This is a genomic window from Pseudomonas sp. AC083 (assembly GCF_979253165.1).
This window is the reverse complement of record NZ_CEEDDH010000013.1, coordinates 149,419-166,917: the sequence shown is the minus strand read 5'-3', so window position 1 is coordinate 166,917 and position 17,499 is coordinate 149,419. Positions and strand designations below refer to the sequence as shown.

Annotated in this window: 13 protein-coding genes and 3 pseudogenes; 9 read left to right on the top strand and 7 right to left on the bottom strand. The window is 57.0% G+C overall.

Annotation, left to right across the window (positions count from 1 at the left end; genetic code table 11):
* The 8 genes and pseudogenes from AC0IXA_RS19170 to AC0IXA_RS19135 all read left to right on the top strand — a co-directional run.
* Positions 1-588, top strand: a 588-nt coding sequence (locus AC0IXA_RS19170) for a DUF4123 domain-containing protein (RefSeq protein ID WP_471814345.1), incomplete at its 5' end; no start/stop codon positions are given.
* Positions 585-5,432, top strand: coding sequence for an RHS repeat-associated core domain-containing protein (locus AC0IXA_RS19165; protein ID WP_471814344.1), 4,848 nt, complete (start codon positions 585-587; stop codon positions 5,430-5,432). The genes AC0IXA_RS19170 and AC0IXA_RS19165, both read left to right, overlap by 4 nt.
* A gap of 5 nt (positions 5,433-5,437) precedes the next feature.
* The gene (locus AC0IXA_RS19160; protein ID WP_471814343.1) at positions 5,438-5,806 is read left to right on the top strand and encodes a hypothetical protein; all 369 of its coding nucleotides are present in this window, start codon (positions 5,438-5,440) and stop codon (positions 5,804-5,806) included.
* A 107-nt stretch (positions 5,807-5,913) separates the two neighbouring features.
* Positions 5,914-6,257: pseudogene (locus tag AC0IXA_RS19155) on the top strand (RHS repeat protein); the annotation flags it as partial.
* A gap of 79 nt (positions 6,258-6,336) precedes the next feature.
* Positions 6,337-6,765: a HEAT repeat domain-containing protein gene (locus AC0IXA_RS19150; RefSeq protein ID WP_471814342.1), complete on the top strand. Its 429-nt coding sequence runs from the start codon at positions 6,337-6,339 to the stop codon at positions 6,763-6,765.
* 294 nt (positions 6,766-7,059) lie between these two features.
* Positions 7,060-7,203 (top strand): annotated as a pseudogene (locus tag AC0IXA_RS19145) (RHS domain-containing protein); the annotation flags it as partial.
* A 60-nt stretch (positions 7,204-7,263) separates the two neighbouring features.
* Positions 7,264-7,761 (top strand): hypothetical protein, encoded by a 498-nt coding sequence (locus tag AC0IXA_RS19140; RefSeq protein ID WP_471814341.1) that lies wholly within the window; start codon positions 7,264-7,266, stop codon positions 7,759-7,761.
* Between the two features lie 156 nt (positions 7,762-7,917).
* Positions 7,918-8,745 (top strand): glycosyltransferase family 2 protein, encoded by an 828-nt coding sequence (locus AC0IXA_RS19135; RefSeq protein ID WP_471814347.1) that lies wholly within the window; start codon positions 7,918-7,920, stop codon positions 8,743-8,745.
* 324 nt (positions 8,746-9,069) lie between these two features.
* Here the strand turns inward: AC0IXA_RS19135 and AC0IXA_RS19130 are convergent, their stop codons facing one another.
* The 6 genes from AC0IXA_RS19130 to AC0IXA_RS19105 all read right to left on the bottom strand — a co-directional run bounded on the left by AC0IXA_RS19130 (position 9,070) and on the right by AC0IXA_RS19105 (position 14,508).
* Positions 9,070-9,654: a hypothetical protein gene (locus tag AC0IXA_RS19130; protein WP_471814340.1), complete on the bottom strand. Its 585-nt coding sequence runs from the start codon at positions 9,652-9,654 to the stop codon at positions 9,070-9,072.
* An 86-nt stretch (positions 9,655-9,740) separates the two neighbouring features.
* Positions 9,741-9,941, bottom strand: a complete 201-nt coding sequence (locus tag AC0IXA_RS19125) for a hypothetical protein (protein ID WP_471814339.1) — start codon at positions 9,939-9,941, stop codon at positions 9,741-9,743.
* An 11-nt stretch (positions 9,942-9,952) separates the two neighbouring features.
* Entirely contained in the window at positions 9,953-10,195 is a 243-nt protein-coding gene (locus AC0IXA_RS19120) for a hypothetical protein (RefSeq protein ID WP_471814338.1), read from the bottom strand.
* 134 nt (positions 10,196-10,329) lie between these two features.
* Positions 10,330-11,397, bottom strand: a complete 1,068-nt coding sequence (locus AC0IXA_RS19115) for a lipocalin-like domain-containing protein (protein WP_471814337.1) — start codon at positions 11,395-11,397, stop codon at positions 10,330-10,332.
* Complete coding sequence (locus tag AC0IXA_RS19110) at positions 11,387-13,855, bottom strand: ABC transporter permease (protein WP_471814336.1); 2,469 nt, start codon at positions 13,853-13,855, stop codon at positions 11,387-11,389. The genes AC0IXA_RS19115 and AC0IXA_RS19110 overlap by 11 nt, the downstream gene beginning before the upstream one ends.
* Positions 13,855-14,508, bottom strand: coding sequence for an ABC transporter ATP-binding protein (locus AC0IXA_RS19105; protein ID WP_471814335.1), 654 nt, complete (start codon positions 14,506-14,508; stop codon positions 13,855-13,857). The genes AC0IXA_RS19110 and AC0IXA_RS19105 overlap by 1 nt, the downstream gene beginning before the upstream one ends.
* A 139-nt stretch (positions 14,509-14,647) precedes the next feature.
* Here AC0IXA_RS19105 and AC0IXA_RS19100 point away from each other — a divergent pair.
* Positions 14,648-16,621: pseudogene (locus tag AC0IXA_RS19100) on the top strand (alkyl/aryl-sulfatase).
* A gap of 12 nt (positions 16,622-16,633) precedes the next feature.
* On the opposite strand, the gene AC0IXA_RS19095 reads toward AC0IXA_RS19100, so the two are convergent.
* Positions 16,634-17,482, bottom strand: a complete 849-nt coding sequence (locus tag AC0IXA_RS19095) for a helix-turn-helix domain-containing protein (protein WP_471814334.1) — start codon at positions 17,480-17,482, stop codon at positions 16,634-16,636.
* Positions 17,483-17,499: the final 17 nt, after the last annotated feature.

Here is a 17,499-nt window from a genome sequence, read left to right as displayed (position 1 = left end):
GGCGGCACACCCTACTCCACTTGGCAACCGGTGATGCCCTACGTCACCGAACTCAAACCGAACTCGGCACTCCTGCCATGGATCGCCGAAACCGACGCCCTCGACTGGGGCTGGCTGGCGGTGTCGCGTTCAGAACCGAACGAAGTGTTCGAACATTTGCGCAGCCTGACGCAGGTAAAAATGCCGGATGGCACCGAGGTGTTTTTCCGGTTTTGGGATGGGCGGCATATTCATCCGATTTTGCGGGGGCTTGGGGAGAAGGCTGGAGAAGCGCTGCCGGTGTTTGAGCGGTATCTGATCAATGGGCAGGCGCTGGAAGTGGGCACGCGAGTGGTGCCGAAGGTCAGGGACTGGCCGTGGTGGGAGGTGCCGAAGGGGTTGTTGGAGGGGTTGATGGCAGAAAACCCATCCACAGTGATCGGCAACATGATGCAGTGGTTGCAGGAGAAACACGCCGATCTGTATTTCTCCTTTCCCGAATCGAACCTGAAACAAAAAGTGGCGCGCTTTGTTAAACGCACGCCGCTCACGGAAGAAAACTTTACCGGGCTGTTGAAGGCCTATCTGGAAAAAGAGGTGGTGGTATGACCCCATTGGATACGATCGCTCATGTCACCGCTCAACAGCCTGACTTCAACAAGGTCATTGCAGAGTTCAAGAACTGCCTGAAGGGTTATCGGTCCACCGCCAGATTCATACCTGGCCTGGAAATGGAGCAGCAATTTCAAGTCGGTGACGAGGTTAAAAAACCCGTTGCGACGGGCGACAAGACCAAACCGGTTTACTTCGCCACTTGTCCCGAGAATGGAAAACTCACACTGATTCATAGTTTCGAATCGGCGCGTTTTGTGCCGATTGGCAATACTCCAGTTGTTCTGACGCCTGTCGACTCGAAGAACAATCCCGTCGGGCAACCCGTGCGCAAAACAATCGGCCCGACCGGGATTGAAGTCGTTAGCGACCTGAAGCCACGCCAGCTCTACCGAATTACTTTCTACCCCGACCTGACGAACGCGGACAACGATCGTCTATTCAAATCCTACGACGAAGTCATCGGCGATCTGAGCAAGTGGTTGTCCTCGGAATGGACAACTACGTGCCTGCCTTTGTGGAAGGAGCATAACAACGCGTCAATAGCTGGCCGCCTCTGGCAACAGTTGCAATCGGAGTGGGATGGTTTCTGGAAATTCGTGATGAGCATTTGGGGCGATATCAAGTCGCTGTTCAAGCTTGTTACTCACCCCCGTGAAAATTACGAAACACTCAAGGAGTTTTTCACCGACGAAAATATCAAGAAAATCTACAACTCCTCAACTGAAGCACTTCGCACCAGTTTCTTGATAGCGAGTGACGAGCCATTGTTGTGGGTTTATGTCGCTGCGGTTTGGGCATGGACGACTTTACTGCCACCGCAGACTCGCACAGAAGTGCTAGCCAGAGTGAAGTCTGAAATAAGTTATATCGTCCTCGGGATCATTTTTACCGGCGGGCTGGGGGTTGCATTACGCGCCAGTGCGAAAGCGGTCAAGGGCACATTGCAGGCGCAAAAAGCGGTCAACCTGGTTGAGAAGCTAACGGCCAAGCTCATTGAAATCAGCAGGATTCGCTCCAAGCCCCATGCGGATGCTGCTGCCGCATTGAGATTTCATGGCAACGGCGTGACCAACTCGGGCAAAAAAGCAGTGGCGACTGTCGCCGATCACACGCCTGCACAAACGGCAACAGCTCCGAAGCGTCCTTCGCCTGCGGCAGGAGGAAAAGTCGAAAGCGACGCGCAAATCCACGCACGAAACAAAACCCAGAACGAAACGCGCCTGGAACAGCAGGAGAACATCGACAACGCGCCTAAACAGTCAAAAAACCCGGCTGATGAACCCGCACAATGCGTCGACAAAACCTGCTCCAACGGTGACCCCGTCTCTATGGTCACGGGTGAGGAGCTGCTGAAACTCACCGACGGCGAACTGGGCGGTCTCTTACCGCTGGAATGGACACGCCTCTACCGCAGCAGTGCTGTTGAAATCGACAACCGTATGGGGCCAGGCTGGAGCCACTCGTTGTCTCATCGCTTGCTTATCGATGACGAAGGCGTGCTGTGGACAGACAATGAAAACCGCCAGACCCGTTTCCCAAAGCCGACCGAGAAACGACCGGCCATCACCAATAGCCTCGCTCAAGCGGCCATTTTTCTGGGGAATGCACCCGGAGAGCTAATTCTCACGCAAGCAGGGCCAAAGCCGCGGTTCTATCATTTCCGTGCAGAACGGCTGACCACCATCAGTGATTCGTATGAAAACCAGGTGCATATCAGCTATGACTTGGTCGGTCGCATTCAACGTATCGACAATGGCTCCGGTCGCGCCTTGCTGCTGCGTTACGACGACCGCCATATCATTGCCGTGGACCAACAGCAGCAACGCTCGGAGTATGACGATTCCGGTAGACGGCAGGATCCGTGGCTGACTTTACAGACACTGGTTTCCTACGAGTACAACGCTCGCCATCAACTGGTGTCGGCAACCAATGCTGCAGGCGAAACCGAGCATTACCGCTATAACGAACAACATGTAATCCTCGAGCGTCAATTGGCCGGTGGGGCCCGCTTCTTCTGGGAGTGGGAGCGAGAAGGCAAGCTGTCCCGCTGCGTCCGTCATTGGACAAACTACTTACCCTTGGAAACACGCTATGAGTGGGACGACAAAGGCACGGTCACGGTTCATAACGCCGATGGCAGTGAGCAGGTTTACATACACGATGAAAATGCGCGCCTGATCAGCGAAATCGCTCCGGACGGCGCAGAAACGCAGAAAGCCTACGACGATCAGGGTCGTTTGATTGCTGAAAAGAATGCATTGGGCGCCGTCACCGAGTATCAGTACAACAATGCCGGCCGTTTGCTGGCCGTGATCCCTCCGGAAGGCGAGCCAACGCTTTACAACTACTACAATGGCCAACTGATTGAGGTCAGACGTGGCCAAGCGCGTTGGCAGTATGACTACAACCGACAAGGCGATATCACTCAACAAATTGATCCGTTGGGTAATGAAACCCAATACAACTATGACCGCCAGGGCCGCTTGGTAGAGATCCGTCACCCCGACGGCAGTCGTCATCACCTAGGTTGGAACAACCTAGGCCAATTGCTGGAAGAACGCCTGCCGGATGGAGGTCAACGCAAGTATCGCTACGATGCCCTCGGCCGGCAAATCACTCGCCAGGATGAATTCGGAGCGATCACCCAATACCAATGGGATGCCGTCGACCGCCTCACTCAGGTCACCCTGCCCGGCGGCGCCACACGTGCGTTTACCTACAACCCGTATGGCCGCGTCACCGCCGAACGCGACGAGCTCGGCCGGATCACCCGCTACGAATACGCCGACAACCTGCATCTGGTCAGCCGCCGCATTAATCCCGACGGCAGCCAACTGCGCTACCGCTACGACAACTCGCAACTCAACCTCACCGAGATCGAAAACGAGCGCGGCGAACGCTATCAACTCGATTATTACCCGAACGGCCTGATCCAGCAGGAAACCGGCTTCGACGGCCGCCGCACCGCGTACGAGTACGACCTCAACGGCCAACTGCTGAAGAAAACCGAATTTGGCGATGACGGTCGCGAACTGATTACCGAATACCAGCGCGATGCCGCTGGCCGTTTGCTGGTCAAGACGCTGCCCGATGGCGAAGAGATTCATTACAGCTACGACGCACTCGGTCGCCTGGTAAACGTCGACGACGGCCATTGGCCGCTCGCTTATGAATACGACGTGCAAGATCGCTTGATCACCGAGCATCAAGGTTGGGGCACCACGCGTTACGCATACGACAACGTCGGCCAACTCAGCCACTGCCGTCTGCCGGACGGCTGCACGCTCGATTACCGTCATTTGTCCGGTGGACGCCTGAGCAGCATCGACCTGAACGGTTCACGCCTGACCTCTCACCAGTTCAGCGCCGGTCGCGAACAACAGCGCCAGCAAGGCTTGCTGCTCAGCCAATACCAATACGATGAACAGGGTCGCCTGCAAGCACACAGCGTCAGCCAACGGGACAAACACCTGTTCCAGCGTCGCTACAACTACGACGCCAACGGCAATCTCGCCGGCATTAACGACAGCCGCAAAGGTGACCGCAGCTATCACTACGATCCACTAGATCGCCTGATCAACGTGCGCGGAGCTATGCCTGAGAGCTTCGCGCATGACCCGGCAGGCAACCTGCTCAGCCAAAATGAACTGCCTGCGGCGAACCTCGCCAACGTCAAAGGCAATCGCCTGCTGATGCAAGGCGACCGCCACTACGACTATGACGCCCACGGAAATCTGATCCGCGAAAGTCGCGGCACCGGCCAGAAGCTCGTCACCGAATACCGCTACGACTGCCAACACCGCTTGATCGGCGTCAGCCTGCCAGGTGGCAGCACCGCATCCTATAAATACGACGCCTTCGGCCGCCGCATCGAGAAAATTGTCGACGGCCACACCACTGAATTCCTCTGGCAAGGCGAACGCCTCATCGCTGAAAGCGCCGAGAACCGCTACCGCAGCTACATTTACGAACCGGGCAGCTTCCGCCCGTTGGCAATGCTCGACGGCCAAGGCCCATTAAAAGCGGCCCCGTTCTACTACCAACTCGACCACCTCGGCACGCCGCAGGAACTCACCGACTACAGCGGCGAAATCATGTGGTCGGCGAAGTACCGCGCCTATGGCAAACTAGCGGCGCTGGACATCAGCGAAATCGACAATCCGCTGCGCTTCCAGGGTCAGTATTTCGACGCCGAGACAGGCTTACATTACAACCGCCACCGCTACTACAATCCGGGGACTGGACGGTTCTTGACGCCGGACCCGATCAAGCTTGCGGGTGGGTTAAATAGCTACCAGTACGTCACGAACCCTACGGGGTGGGTAGACCCACTAGGTCATAGCGAGTGTCCGGGGGCGGGGGCGGGGGCGGGGGATGGTGATTCAGGATCACCGAAAAGGCCTGAGGAAACAACAAAAGTAAAAGAAGGAGTTCCCCCTCCCCCTATCGCTGATAGAAAATTTAAGCTAGGAGAAGATGTTCGTCACTTTGAAAAGCACGGCGAGGAAATTGGACAAACGCTCGGGCACGACAACTACACCCTCGAACAATATGTAGCCGATGCAAACTCGGTCATCCGCAATGGAACGTTTGCACCGGAACTGAATGCTTTCGTTGCAATTCCAGGTGGCATAGGAAGCGCAAAAGGGTTACTAGTAGGAGTCGATAGAGCTACAGGGGAGATTACAACGATGCATTTGAAGTCCGTTTCATTTTTTGAAACTAAAGCTCCGAGCCTCGGATGGAAGGCGCAACCGAAGTCTGTCAAGACAGATACGATTGGTTCAGACCCTCATGTCGGCTGGAAACATCCATACGGGCAAAAAACACCGGAGTGACGACTATGATTGTAAAAAATATAAAGTGGATATCTAGAGCTTCCGAAGAGGCGGAGGTTGAAATAACCGACGGCGAGTTTACTTGCATTGCTTTCTCCCATCCTTGCAGCGCGAATATTGGGGATGAAGTAAACGGCCCCCTGCACATTTTATCTATGAAAAGCGCAATGCGTTGCGAAGGGCTTGCTGAACTGGGGATTTGGAACATTCAGAAGCAAGGGCTATCCAGAAAAGTCATTGCCAGAGTATTAGACCCTTCGGAACAAGTAGTAACAGTTGGAAAAATCACTATGATTATTGAGGACTATCTACCAGGAGGGATTATGGTCGGAGACTTAATCGAATTTGAGTGTGCACGCATAGATCTATGGTAAAGCTCACACCGTAAAATTGGGAGACACTTCACGTTGTTATTTTCTAGATGAAATCTTCCTGTGAATAACTTCATTTGGTAAGTTTCTGAAAGTCACCTTTTCCTTAACAATCTGGTCAGAACCACCTCGGCCAGTTGTTGGAAGAGCGCCTGCCCAATGGCGGTCAACGCAAGTATCGCTACGATGCGCTCGGCCGACAAATCACTCGCCAGGATGAATTCGGAGCGATCACCCAATACCAATGGAATGCCGTTGACCGCCTCACTCAGGTCACCCTGCCCGGCGGCGCCACACGTGCGTTTACCTACAACCCGTATGGTCGCGTCACTGCCGAACGCGACGAGCTCGGCCGTTCACCCGCTACGAATACGCTGACAACCTGCACCTCGTCAGCCGCCGCACCAATCCCGACGGCAGCCAACTGCGCTACCGCTACGACAACTCGCAACTCAACCCGTGGACGGGGTTGAATGGCAGGTTATTAAAGAAAACGATGTCATCACTTCTTCATACCCTACGGGAGCAACTCCATGACGACTAGCAATGAAGAAAATCTTTATAAAAAACTCTGCTCATGGATAGGTGAATCTGAAGATTCGCACTGGACTGAATACAGCACCGAGCTAGTTGCAAAAACGGTACTCATAGACTTCAATGACCAGGACTGGGAGGTCCTAAAAAAAACAATACTCAAAATGCCGGAATTCTGGCAACAAAGATGCGCCGTTTCACTTGGAGAAAATCGTACTGACCAAGCCATAGAGATTTTGAAAACTCTACTTTCGGAATCGAAATATAAAGATGTTAAAATTATCTCTATTTACGAGCTCGACTGGGCCAAATCGATAGAAAAAAAGTACTCCTACCACATAAAGCAGATAATAGACACCACACCAAAAAGCGAAATCGAACCAGAAATATATAGCTTACTTGCAAAAGCAGAGTCATCAGAAACATAATGAGCAACTCTACTGATTTTTTACACTAGAAAAATCATGAAAGAATCGCAGGTAACGCACACTAGCGACACTACAACCATAAAGCTCCAAACAATGGAAACAGAAGAAGAAATAAATTTTCTTGGAGAACAACAACATCAATCTAGGACTATTCACTGTTCCTTGAACTTGCGATCACCCACTTGACCGAGTAGAACAGACAGGCGTACAAGATTAGATAGGGGTGAAAGGTTCATTAGCTAGGGGAAGGGGAAAAGAGCGCGCGAGCGCTATCACCTTGAGTACTCCGCCATCGGCCCGTTAAAAGCAGCACCGTTCTATTACCAACTCGACCACCTCCACATGCCGCAGGAACTGATCGACTACACCGGCAAGATCAAGTGGTCGGCAAAATACCCGGCCTACGATAATCTCGAAGCGCTGCACTTCAGCGAACTCGGTAGCTCGGTAGCATCGCCAGAAGAAAATTAAACCAGGGAATTTGAGACTGAAGCCCAAATGAATACCCGTCAGATAACGCTTGCCAATCGATGGACCGCAACCTTTCACAACATCGGCGAGTTTCGCATGGGCGTCGAGGGCTGGAGCTTGCTTCTACAGGGGCCGGATAACCAGACGATCAAATACTTCGCAGATCAGATTGTTCTAGCGAACGACGAGGACGGCACCCAGGCCAACACCTGCATCCTGCTCTCGATCGATGGTGTTTACGGCTATTTGCGTACGGCCGTAGACGGCGACTGGGTGATCGATTTTGCGCGAGGGATGATTGCCCCTCATCGAGTAACGATTCGCCATCATCACGACGCTTACGACGAAAGCCTTGCACTATACGAACAGCCGGCCTTCAAACGTGCGCGCCAGTACATCAGTGTTGTCGGAAAACACATCTATCTGACTTTTCCGCTAACCAGAGATGCGGATTTTCCCAAGGTATGGGACGCATACCTGGCAATCCGCAAACGCCAACTGGATGAGCTTTACTTCGGAACCTGACAAACGCATGGAGAGGTCCGGCAGTCATCTCTAACCATATACATCGTCATATTCCCGTAGGTTTAATCCTTCCAAATTAAGTTTCACCTAAGCTTCCCCCGCTAGCATCCCGGCTCATCAACCTGTCGTCTTGAGCCGTGGATGAGTCGCCCCGACATGAAAGCCTTTGATGTACCTACCCAACCGCATCCCAACTTCAGCCTCGTCCTGGTCAATTACAAAACCCCGGACATCACCCGCATGTGTCTGGAGCTGTTGCGCGAGCATGTCCAGGCGCAGGGCATTGCAGTGTGGGTGGTGGACAACGATTCGGCGGATGCCAGCCTTGATTATTTGCGTTCGCTGGACTGGATCAATCTGATTGAGCGGCCGTCGCCGGGCAAGGAGATGGGGCACATCGCCCATGGCAAGGCGTTGGATCTGGCCTTGGCGAAAGTTGAGACCGATTATTTGTTTCTGCTGCACACCGATACCTTTGTCTACGACATGGAAGTGTTCGCGATGATGATGCGCGAATGCACGAAAAGTGCGGACATGGCGGCGGTCGGTTGTGTTGAGCAACTTGATCGCGGGTTACTGCGTGATACCTGGCGTTTAAGTTCGCGATTCTGCAAACATCATGTTCGTCGGCTCAAAGTTCATCTTGGCCTGCGTTCGAAACCGCCACGCCCGTATAAAGAAACCCATTTGAAAAGTTTCTGCACGCTGTGGAATGCGCGTTTGATGAAGTCGCTCGGATTGCACTTCTGCATGGATGAGAAGGTGCCGGGTTACACGCTTCAGGATCGAATGGTCGGGTTGGGCTATGGCGTCAGGTTCCTCTCGCCGCGGACGATCTTCCGCTATCTGGATCACATCCAGGCCGGCACCGTCGCGGCGGCAGGCACGTATGGCAAGGATCATCGCCGGACAAAAATGTACCAGCAGACCCTCAAACGCTTGCAGGGGCAGCGCGGCAAAGCCGGCATTCAAGCTTCGACTTGATCGAAAGCAAACAAAAAGGGCGACTGCAAAGTCGCCCTTTTTTGTTTGCAGATTCTGTATACAACTTTTGCAATTAGTGGAGTTCGCCCAGTGTAATGGCCTGGCAATCCATGCACCGGTAAAGAGCCCTGACACTGGGCGAACGCCGAGGATTTTAATTCAAACAGGTGGACCTGTCGTCATGGGCAAACATGAAATTTTTGAACTGAAAAGTTAAAAACTGTGTTTTACCGATTTTCCCCGAGAATTGTCTTACAAAAAACTTTATATGATTGCTCTCATACATAAAGTTGTACAAGAGCAATAAAGCTGTAGAGCTAATACTCAACTATCGTGTTGACTGGTCACTTTCAGGATATCGGTGTAAGTGACAATTACGCTCTGCCCTACTTTCAGATCTTTCAACTTGGCTTGAATCTCCGGCTTCTTCACATCGAGCGTCTTCGATTGTCCGGACGGATTTTCGAGGGTGACCTGATTGGTCTTCAAATCGATTTTGCTGATTTTCAGCTGCACCTGAACCTGCCGATAGGCCTCGCCGCCAGGGTTATCGCTGCCCGGGGCCTTGCGCAGTTCGCCGGTGCGCTCGGTGGTGCCTGGCAGACCTTTATCCACATCTGTATCAAGATAAGCGGCGACAGATCGCTGCACCTTGATCGTCACCGAATCGCCAACTTTAAGTTTGGCGAGGTTTTTCGCTTTGTCGCTGAGCTGAACGTGGACCTGACGTCCCTCGGGGCCTTCCAGCACGACCTGGTGATTGGCCGGGTCGACGGCGAGCACTTTGGTGGTAACGGAATCGGCCTCAACGACGGCGGATAACGGAATGTCGGCAGCCAGAGCGCCGAAACTCGTGACTGAAAGCAGCGTTGCGAGAGTGATGGCCTTGGCCAGAGCGTCGAGCTTCATATGCATTACTTTCCCTGTGATGAAATGGCGACACCCGCCACCGAAAACACTTCAGCGGCGGGCGTGCCAGTGAGCATAGACGCTGTTCAGGGCTTGACTTGGGTTTGTGGGCCTCGGGTGTGTGGCTTGGCGGTCTCTTGCGCAGTGGATTCGCCACTCGGCGTGCCCTTGCCGCTGTCCTGCCGCTGCTTGGGATCGGTCGGGCGCAGGGCGTCGTTATCGCGTTCGGTTTCGCCGGCCGGGCGTGATTCGTCGGGATTGTCGTTCTGGTTGCTGGTGGTATTCATGGCAGGAGTCCTCAGGCTTCGGGATCGTCGAGTTCGCGGGCGACGTTGACCTCGGGTGACTGCTTGTGCAGATCATCGGCTTTGGCGCGCAACGACTGCCATTGCTCAAGATCGATCGCGCCTTGGCCGAGCAGGTCATCGGCGATGCGCTGCAGATCGAAATAGTGAGCGTCGGGCGATTGCTGCCAAAGAGTCTGATCGTCGAACAGGCGTTGCCAGGTGTTGAGGTTCGGGAGTTGCACGTCGTCGCTCATGAGTGAGTCCGAAAATGGCGGGTTTCTGGGTAGAGCGGAGAGCGGTGATGAGAGTTCCAGTCAGTTAACTCAGCGGTCACAGCGCTGACGCTTTCGCGAGCAAGCTCGCTCCCACAGGGAAACTGCACCTACCGTTAATATCCGGTCATTTCCAGATAACCTTGGCCAGGGTGACTGCCATCAATCTTCACCGGCCCCTCCCAATACGGAATACGCAAATCCATCCAGGCATTGCGATTGAGCGCATCAACGCTGATATCGAGTTGCTTGTCGGGAATGCGGATCGACCATTTCACCGGCATCGGTCGATCAGCCACCTTGGCAGTGTCCTGCGGCACAAGACTGATCTGCTCGCTGTGCAATGTCTGAATCTGCCCGTCAGCGGCGATCCAGGTGCCGGTCAGATAAGGCGCGCCGTCCTTCTGCCGCATGCGGTAAAGCATCACATGTTCGCCGCTGTCCAGATGCAGCGAGAACCAGTCCCAGCCCGTCTGATTGGCCGTGAGTGGCTGACTGCTCCACTCGCGATCGAGCCATGCCGGGCCGCTGACGCTGTAGGTCTGGCCATCAATCTGCAGCGTGCCGCTGGCCTGAAAAAACGGCTGGCTGTAGTAATACGAAGCCTGGCCTTCTTCGGATTTCTGGCTGAAACCCTGATCGCCCTGCAGCACCAGCGGTCGGCTGGAGGTAAGGCGCAGTTGATAAGCGAAATTCTTGTCACGAGCACTGAGTTGCATATCGCGCAACGGATCCTGCGCCTGACTGGCAAACATCCAGTCATCGATCCACGCTTCGAACGGCGCCAGGCGCACGCCGGCCTGGCCTACTCCGCCCCGGGCGTAGCGCTCGGCGGCGTGATGCACCGAGGGCGAAGTGACTGCCGCATGGCCCAGCCAGATCGTTTGGTTGCCCCAACCGGCCTGCTCAGCGACGGGTTTCAGGGCGCTGCGAAACAGCGTCCATTGCACACCGAAATCATTGCCCTGCTGATCCTTGAGATTGGCGGTGACGTACCACCACTCGATGCGAAAACCATCATGCGCGCCGTGATCGGCGGGGAAGCTGAACACCCGACCGGGCACCACCGGGGTGAAGGATTGCGCCTGATCGCCCATGCCGGCAAAGCCCTTTTCCTCAGGTGCAGGCTGATCGCAGCCACCGAGCAGCAGTGCAATCATCAGCACGAGCCATTTAGTCCTCATGGGCAAACGTCCTCAGCAAGTCCGCCGGTTGCGTGCGGTACAGCGAATACAGCGGCCATGCCGAAGCCAACAGAGTCGCCAGCAAGGCCAGGCCCATCAGTTGCAACAACTGCAACGGAAACACCCGCAACGGCAAGCGCCAGCCGAATGCCTGCACATTGATCACCGCATCCAGGCACCATGCCAAAGCAATGCCCAGCGGCAGCGCCAACAGCAACGTCAATACGGCGAGCAGCCAGGTCTGACCGAGGTTGAGCAGCATCAATTGTTTGCGCGTCACGCCCAGCGCCCACAGCGGTGCGAGTTGACTGAGGCGACTCTGGCTCTGGGTCAGCAGACTGATGAACAGCGCCACGCCAGCCACGGCCAAGGTCAGGCTGTTCAACGCCGCCGTCGCGGCAAAGGTGCGTTCGAAGACCTGCACCGACCAGCCCTTGAGCCGCGCCTGATCGACGATGCGGTTGTCATCCAGCGCAAAACGCGCCTGCAAGGCGTTGAGCAGCGCCGGAATCTGCGCTGGGTCGATTCGCAAATTGAAGCGGTTGGGCGTGAGTTGCGGCCAGCCGCGCAACAGGTGCTCGCTGCTGATCAGCACGTGCCCTTTCGGATTGCCGTAGTCAGCGTAGATGCCGACGATACGCGGCGACCACGTGCCGTTTGGCGTGGGAATGTTCAGATGCTCGCCCGGCCGCAACTTCAGGCGTCGTGCCAGTTGTTCACTGAGCATCACCGCATCATCCGTGGCCAGTTTGCCCCACGGATCGCTGCCACTGCTGTCGAGCAACGGCCAATGCTGGCGATAGTAAGAGTGGTCGATGATGCCGTAAACATCGGCCGGCCAGCCTTGCAGCGTCACCGAAACCTGCCAGTTGGGCAGCACCGCGGTCACATTGGGCTGCTGCTTGAGCCAACTGTGCATCTCGCGGGCCTGCGCCGGATTGGCCGGGTTGATGTACAACTCGGCGCTCAGGCGTTGTTCGAGCCAGTCGTTGAAGGTCTGGCGAAAACCGGCGGTCATGCTGCCGGCGCCGATGTTGGCGGCGAGTGCCAACAGCAGCGCCATTAACGCCAGACTCAGGGCTGGTAGTTGCTGGCGGCAGTCGGCGAGAAACCACTGGCCGAGCACCGACCGACTGCGTCCGAGCAACGGGTTCAACAACGCGCTGAGCAACACCGGCAAGGCCAGCGCGGCACCGAGCAACAGCCCGGCCATCAGCACGAAGCCGCTGCTCAGGCTGTCGCCCCAGATCAGCGCCGCCAGCGCAATCATCAGCAGCGCTGTCGCCAGCCAACCCTGTCGGCGCAACCAGCGCGAATACTGTTGATGCCACGCCTGCGGATCGGCCACCGCCAGCAACGGCAGGCGCGCCGCCCGCAGCAGACTGTTGGCCCCGGCCAGCAACGCGCCGAGCAGACTCAGACCGATGCCGCTGAACCACCACCAGGGGCTCAAACGCAACTGCCCCGCCACTTCCGCGCCATACAGACCGCGCAGGCTGGCGGCGACGTCCGGCAGCAGCACGCTGGCCAGCCAATAGCCGCTGATCACACCGAACAATCCACCGATCAGCGCCAGCACACCCAGTTCAACCACCAGACACGCGATCAGCATTCGCGCACTGACGCCACAGGCACGCAACGTGCGCAGCAAGCCTCGACGCTGTTCCAGAGCGAGGCCGATGGCAGCGTGGACGATGAACAGACCGACCAGAAACGATAAAAATCCAAGGGCATCGAGATTGAGGTGAAAGCTCTCGGTCAGCCGCGCGAGATTGTTTTCTTCGCCGCTGCTCTTGAGCTGCAAGCGATCGGTGAAACTCGCTGGTAATTCCTGATGAAAGTCCTTGGGCAGCAGCAGTCGCGACAATTGCTCGGGTTGGTCGAGCAGTCTTTGCGCTGCGCCGATGTCGACCAGTAACAGGCCCGGCGCCATGTCCTTCTGCGCGAGCAGCGGCGGCAGGGTTTGGCCGTTCACGGTTTGCGGTGTATCGCCTTCGCGCAAGCCGAGCATTTGCATCGTGTCCGGGGAAATCCAGGTGCTGCCCGGCGGGCTGAAAAATTCGACGATGCGCTCGATCGGCATCGCCTGCCCGGCTACCGCGGAATCCGACGGCAGCGACACCGGCTCGATGCCCATCACCTGAATCCGCTGGTCTTCGTGGCCCTTGAGCGTCAGCCGGCCCTGCAACACCGGCGACACCGGCCAGCCCTGACGGCGCAATTCGATAAACCAGCGCTGGGGAAACAGTGCCCCATTTGGCGTGCTCAGGCTGGCCTGTGGTTCGCCGCCGATCATCTGGCTGGCCCGCGCGTAGCTGTCGCGCGCCTGACTGTTCAGCGCCTCGACGCCGGTGAGCAGACTGGTGGCCAGCCACAGCCCGGTCAGCACACTGAAAAACTGCACAGGATGACGCCGCCAGTGGCTGAGCAGCGCGCGCAGGGTTTGCCGCCAAATCATCAGGCGACCCGTCCGTTCGACAACACCACGCGCTGAGCCAGACGTGCCGCAACGCGCTGACTGTGAGTGACCATCAACAAGGTCGTCGGCGTGTCATCGAGCAATTCCAGCAACAGCCGCAGCACTTCATCGCTGGTTGCTTCATCGAGGCTGCCGGTGGGTTCATCCGCCAAGAGCAATTTCGGCTGCGAAGCCAATGCGCGGCCCAGCGCCACGCGCTGTTGCTGGCCGCCGGAAAGTTGCTCGGGATACCGCGAGAGCAGATCGCCCAGACCCAGACGCTGCACCAGACGCGCCTGCCAGCGCGGCTCATGGCGCCCGGCCAGACGCGCCTGAAAGGCCAGATTGTCTTCCACGCGCAGGCTGCCGATCAGGTTGAACTGCTGAAACACCAGACCGATTTCCGTGCGTCGCCAGTTCGCCAGTTGCGCTTCACTCATGGCTTCCAGGCGATGTTCGCCGCTGCGGATGCTGCCGCTGTCGACCTTGTCCAGCCCCGCCACCAGGTGCAGCAGCGTGCTTTTGCCACTGCCCGATTCGCCCATCAGCGCGAGGCTGCCACCGGCCTCCAGCGTCAGGTCGACGCCTTGCAGCACCGGCAACAATCCCTGTGGCGTGGCATAGCTTTTGAAAACGTCGCGAACCTCAAGCATGGGCAAACCCGATCAGTGAACCTGGGCCTAGGATAGCGGCCCTGAATGGTTTTTGTCCGCTGATGATCATCGCCAACTCCGGGACGCGCCATACGCTGCTGGCTGTTCGGCCATAACGATAATAAAACCGGAGACACCCATGCCCCGTTTCATCCTGAGCCCGCGTGGCCTGCTGACCTGCCTGATCACCACTTGCCTGAGCCAGCCGTTGCTCGCTGCTGACGGTCCGGTGGCGCCGAGCGTGCAAACCGCCGCAAGCAACGCTGCCGTACTGTAAACCCTGCCTTTCAGCGACCGCACCGATTTCGAATCCGTCAGCAAAGGCCTGATCGCACCCTTCAAGGGTCAGATCAAGGACGCTGCCGGCAAAGTCATCTGGAACGTCAATGCCTATGATTTCCTCGCCAAAGACAAGGCGCCGGAATCGGTCAATCCAAGCCTGTGGCGACTGGCCCAGCTCAATGCCCACGCCGGTCTGTTCGAGGTCAGCCCCAAGCTGTATCAGGTGCGCGGCCTCGACCTGGCCAACATGACCATCATCGAAGGTGACGACGGGCTGATCATCATCGATCCGCTGACCATGGCCGAAACCGCCAGGACGGCGCTGGATCTGTACTACGCCAATCGCCCGCGCAAACCGGTCGTCGCGGTGATCTACAGCCACACCCATGTCGATCATTTCGGCGGCGTGCGCGGGGTGATCGACGAGGCTGACGTCAAGGCTGGCAAGGTCAAGGTCTACGCGCCGGTCGGCTTCATGGAACACGTGATGAGCGAGAACGTCATGGCCGGCAACGCCATGAGCCGCCGCGCGCAGTACCAGTTCGGCAGCCTGTTGCCGCGCAGTGAAAAAGGTCAGGTCGATGCCGGCCTCGGCAAGAGTGCGCCCAGCGGTGGCACGGTCACACTGATCGCGCCTACCGATCTGATTGCCGAGCCGTTGGAAACCCGCACCATCGCTGGCCTGCAAGTCGAATTCCAGCTGACCCCGGGCACCGAAGCGCCAGCGGAAATGAACCTTTATCTACCGGAGCTGAAAGCCTTGTGCATGGCCGAAAACGCCACGCAGATGATGCACAACATCCTCACCCCGCGCGGTGCGCAAGTACGTGATGCCAAAGCCTGGTCGCAATACCTCGACGACAGCCTCATGCGCGACGGTGACAAGGCCGACGTGCTTTTCGCTCAGCACAACTGGCCGACCTGGGGTGGTGAGCGCATTCGTACTCTGCTCGCCGATCAGCGTGACATGTACGCGTTCATCAACGACCGCACCCTGCACTTGCTCAACCAGGGCCTGACGCCATTGGAAATCGCTGACGCGATCAAGAAGCTGCCCGGCTCGCTCGATCAGAAGTGGTACACCCGTGGCTATTACGGCTCGCTGAGTTTCAATACGCGCGCGGTGTATCAGCGCTACATGGGTTTCTACGACGGCAACCCGGCCAACCTCAATCCGCTGCCGCCGGTGGATGCGGCTAAACGCTCGGTCGAGGCCATGGGCGGTGCCGCGTCGGTGCTGGAGAAAATGCGCAGTGCGATGGCCAGCGCTGACTACCGATGGGCCGCGCAGTTGGGCAACCAGTTGCTGTTCGCCGATCCGGACAACGCGGATGCACGCAAGGCTCAAGCCGAGACGCTGGAGCAGTTGGGTTATCAAAGCGAGAACGCCACCTGGCGCAACATGTACCTGACCGGCGCGATGGAACTGCGCAACGGCGTACCACCGCAGTCAGCCAATACCGTGTCGGTGGATATGGTCCGGGCGATGAGTCCGGAAATGTTCTTCGACTACCTCGCGGTACGCCTGGACAGCGACAAAGCCGTGGCCCATGACCTGACGCTGAACTGGACGTTCGACGATGTGCAAAGGGATTTCACCCTGACCCTGCGCAATGGCGTGCTGACTCACCGCGCCGGCTTGAATCCGGCGGCGGATGCGAGCGTCAGCCTGAGCCGCGATACGCTGGAGAAGATCAGCCTGAAGCAATTGGACTTCCCGACGGCGATGCAAAAAGGACTGGTGAAGTTGCAGGGCAATGGTCAGAAATTCGGATTATTGATGGGCAGCCTGGATACGTTCGGGCCGCAGTTCAATATCGTCACGCCTTAGGCCAAACGGCCCTCACGCCTGACCGGGGTTCAACCGAAACTGCTTCGGCGTAATCCCGAACTGTTTGCGAAACGCGCGGATAAAGTTGCTCGGCTGGCGATAACCCAGCCGCTCGGCTATCCGTTCGATCGGTTGATCACCCGCCGTCAGCCAGTGCCGCGCCATTGTCAGATTGTCCTCACGCGCAGGTGCGCGAGTTTCAGCGTGCCAGTGGCGCAGCATGCTCTGGTGCAGAAACGGGTTGGCGCCCAGCAAGACCTGATCGAGGCTATATCTCGGCAAGGTCAGGCACAGATGTTCGCCCTGCTCCACCGCGATACCCACTTCACGCAGCCAGCCACCGGCCAATTGCGCCGGGCGCAGGCTGACATTTACAAACACATCTCCAGGCGCCGTGCCCAATCGACGGGCAATGTTGCGCACCAGCGTTATCACTGCCGCATCCAGAGCGAAATGATGCAACTGCCCCTGCAGCGAACGCAGGCGCAAATGAGCAAAGTCGCCCGCCTCGACCAACTCCACCGCGACGTAGTTGATCACCCGAGGCAAGCAGTCGATGAAGCACTTCAGACTGGCCCGCAAGGTCGCGGACGAGTCGAGCAGAATATTCAGTCCTTGCAGGCAATCGGTCGCCATCCCGTCGGCCAGTTCACAGCCAAACGTCGGCGCTACCCCTGACCATTCACACTCACGCCACAACTGTTCAACCGCTTGTGCGGCGACCAATTGATGCTGTCCGGCAAGCACAGACGGGCAGATCCCGACGCGCGCCATCAAGCGTTGCGGGCACAGTCCGGACTGGCGAGCATGCGCGAGAATCGTGCGGGTGAACGCGCTGGACGCGAACAGAGACTGAGACATGAAGGCCTGCCATCGAA

Coding starts and splice junctions, on each gene's coding strand:
- AC0IXA_RS19135 (WP_471814347.1), top strand. CDS start 7,918: ATGAAAGCCTTTGATGTACCTACCCAACCGCATCCCAACTTCAGCCTC.
- AC0IXA_RS19095 (WP_471814334.1), bottom strand. CDS start 17,482: ATGTCTCAGTCTCTGTTCGCGTCCAGCGCGTTCACCCGCACGATTCTC.
- AC0IXA_RS19165 (WP_471814344.1), top strand. CDS start 585: ATGACCCCATTGGATACGATCGCTCATGTCACCGCTCAACAGCCTGAC.
- AC0IXA_RS19130 (WP_471814340.1), bottom strand. CDS start 9,654: ATGAAGCTCGACGCTCTGGCCAAGGCCATCACTCTCGCAACGCTGCTT.
- AC0IXA_RS19125 (WP_471814339.1), bottom strand. CDS start 9,941: ATGAATACCACCAGCAACCAGAACGACAATCCCGACGAATCACGCCCG.
- AC0IXA_RS19120 (WP_471814338.1), bottom strand. CDS start 10,195: ATGAGCGACGACGTGCAACTCCCGAACCTCAACACCTGGCAACGCCTG.
- AC0IXA_RS19110 (WP_471814336.1), bottom strand. CDS start 13,855: ATGATTTGGCGGCAAACCCTGCGCGCGCTGCTCAGCCACTGGCGGCGT.
- AC0IXA_RS19140 (WP_471814341.1), top strand. CDS start 7,264: ATGAATACCCGTCAGATAACGCTTGCCAATCGATGGACCGCAACCTTT.
- AC0IXA_RS19150 (WP_471814342.1), top strand. CDS start 6,337: ATGACGACTAGCAATGAAGAAAATCTTTATAAAAAACTCTGCTCATGG.
- AC0IXA_RS19115 (WP_471814337.1), bottom strand. CDS start 11,397: ATGAGGACTAAATGGCTCGTGCTGATGATTGCACTGCTGCTCGGTGGC.
- AC0IXA_RS19105 (WP_471814335.1), bottom strand. CDS start 14,508: ATGCTTGAGGTTCGCGACGTTTTCAAAAGCTATGCCACGCCACAGGGA.
- AC0IXA_RS19160 (WP_471814343.1), top strand. CDS start 5,438: ATGATTGTAAAAAATATAAAGTGGATATCTAGAGCTTCCGAAGAGGCG.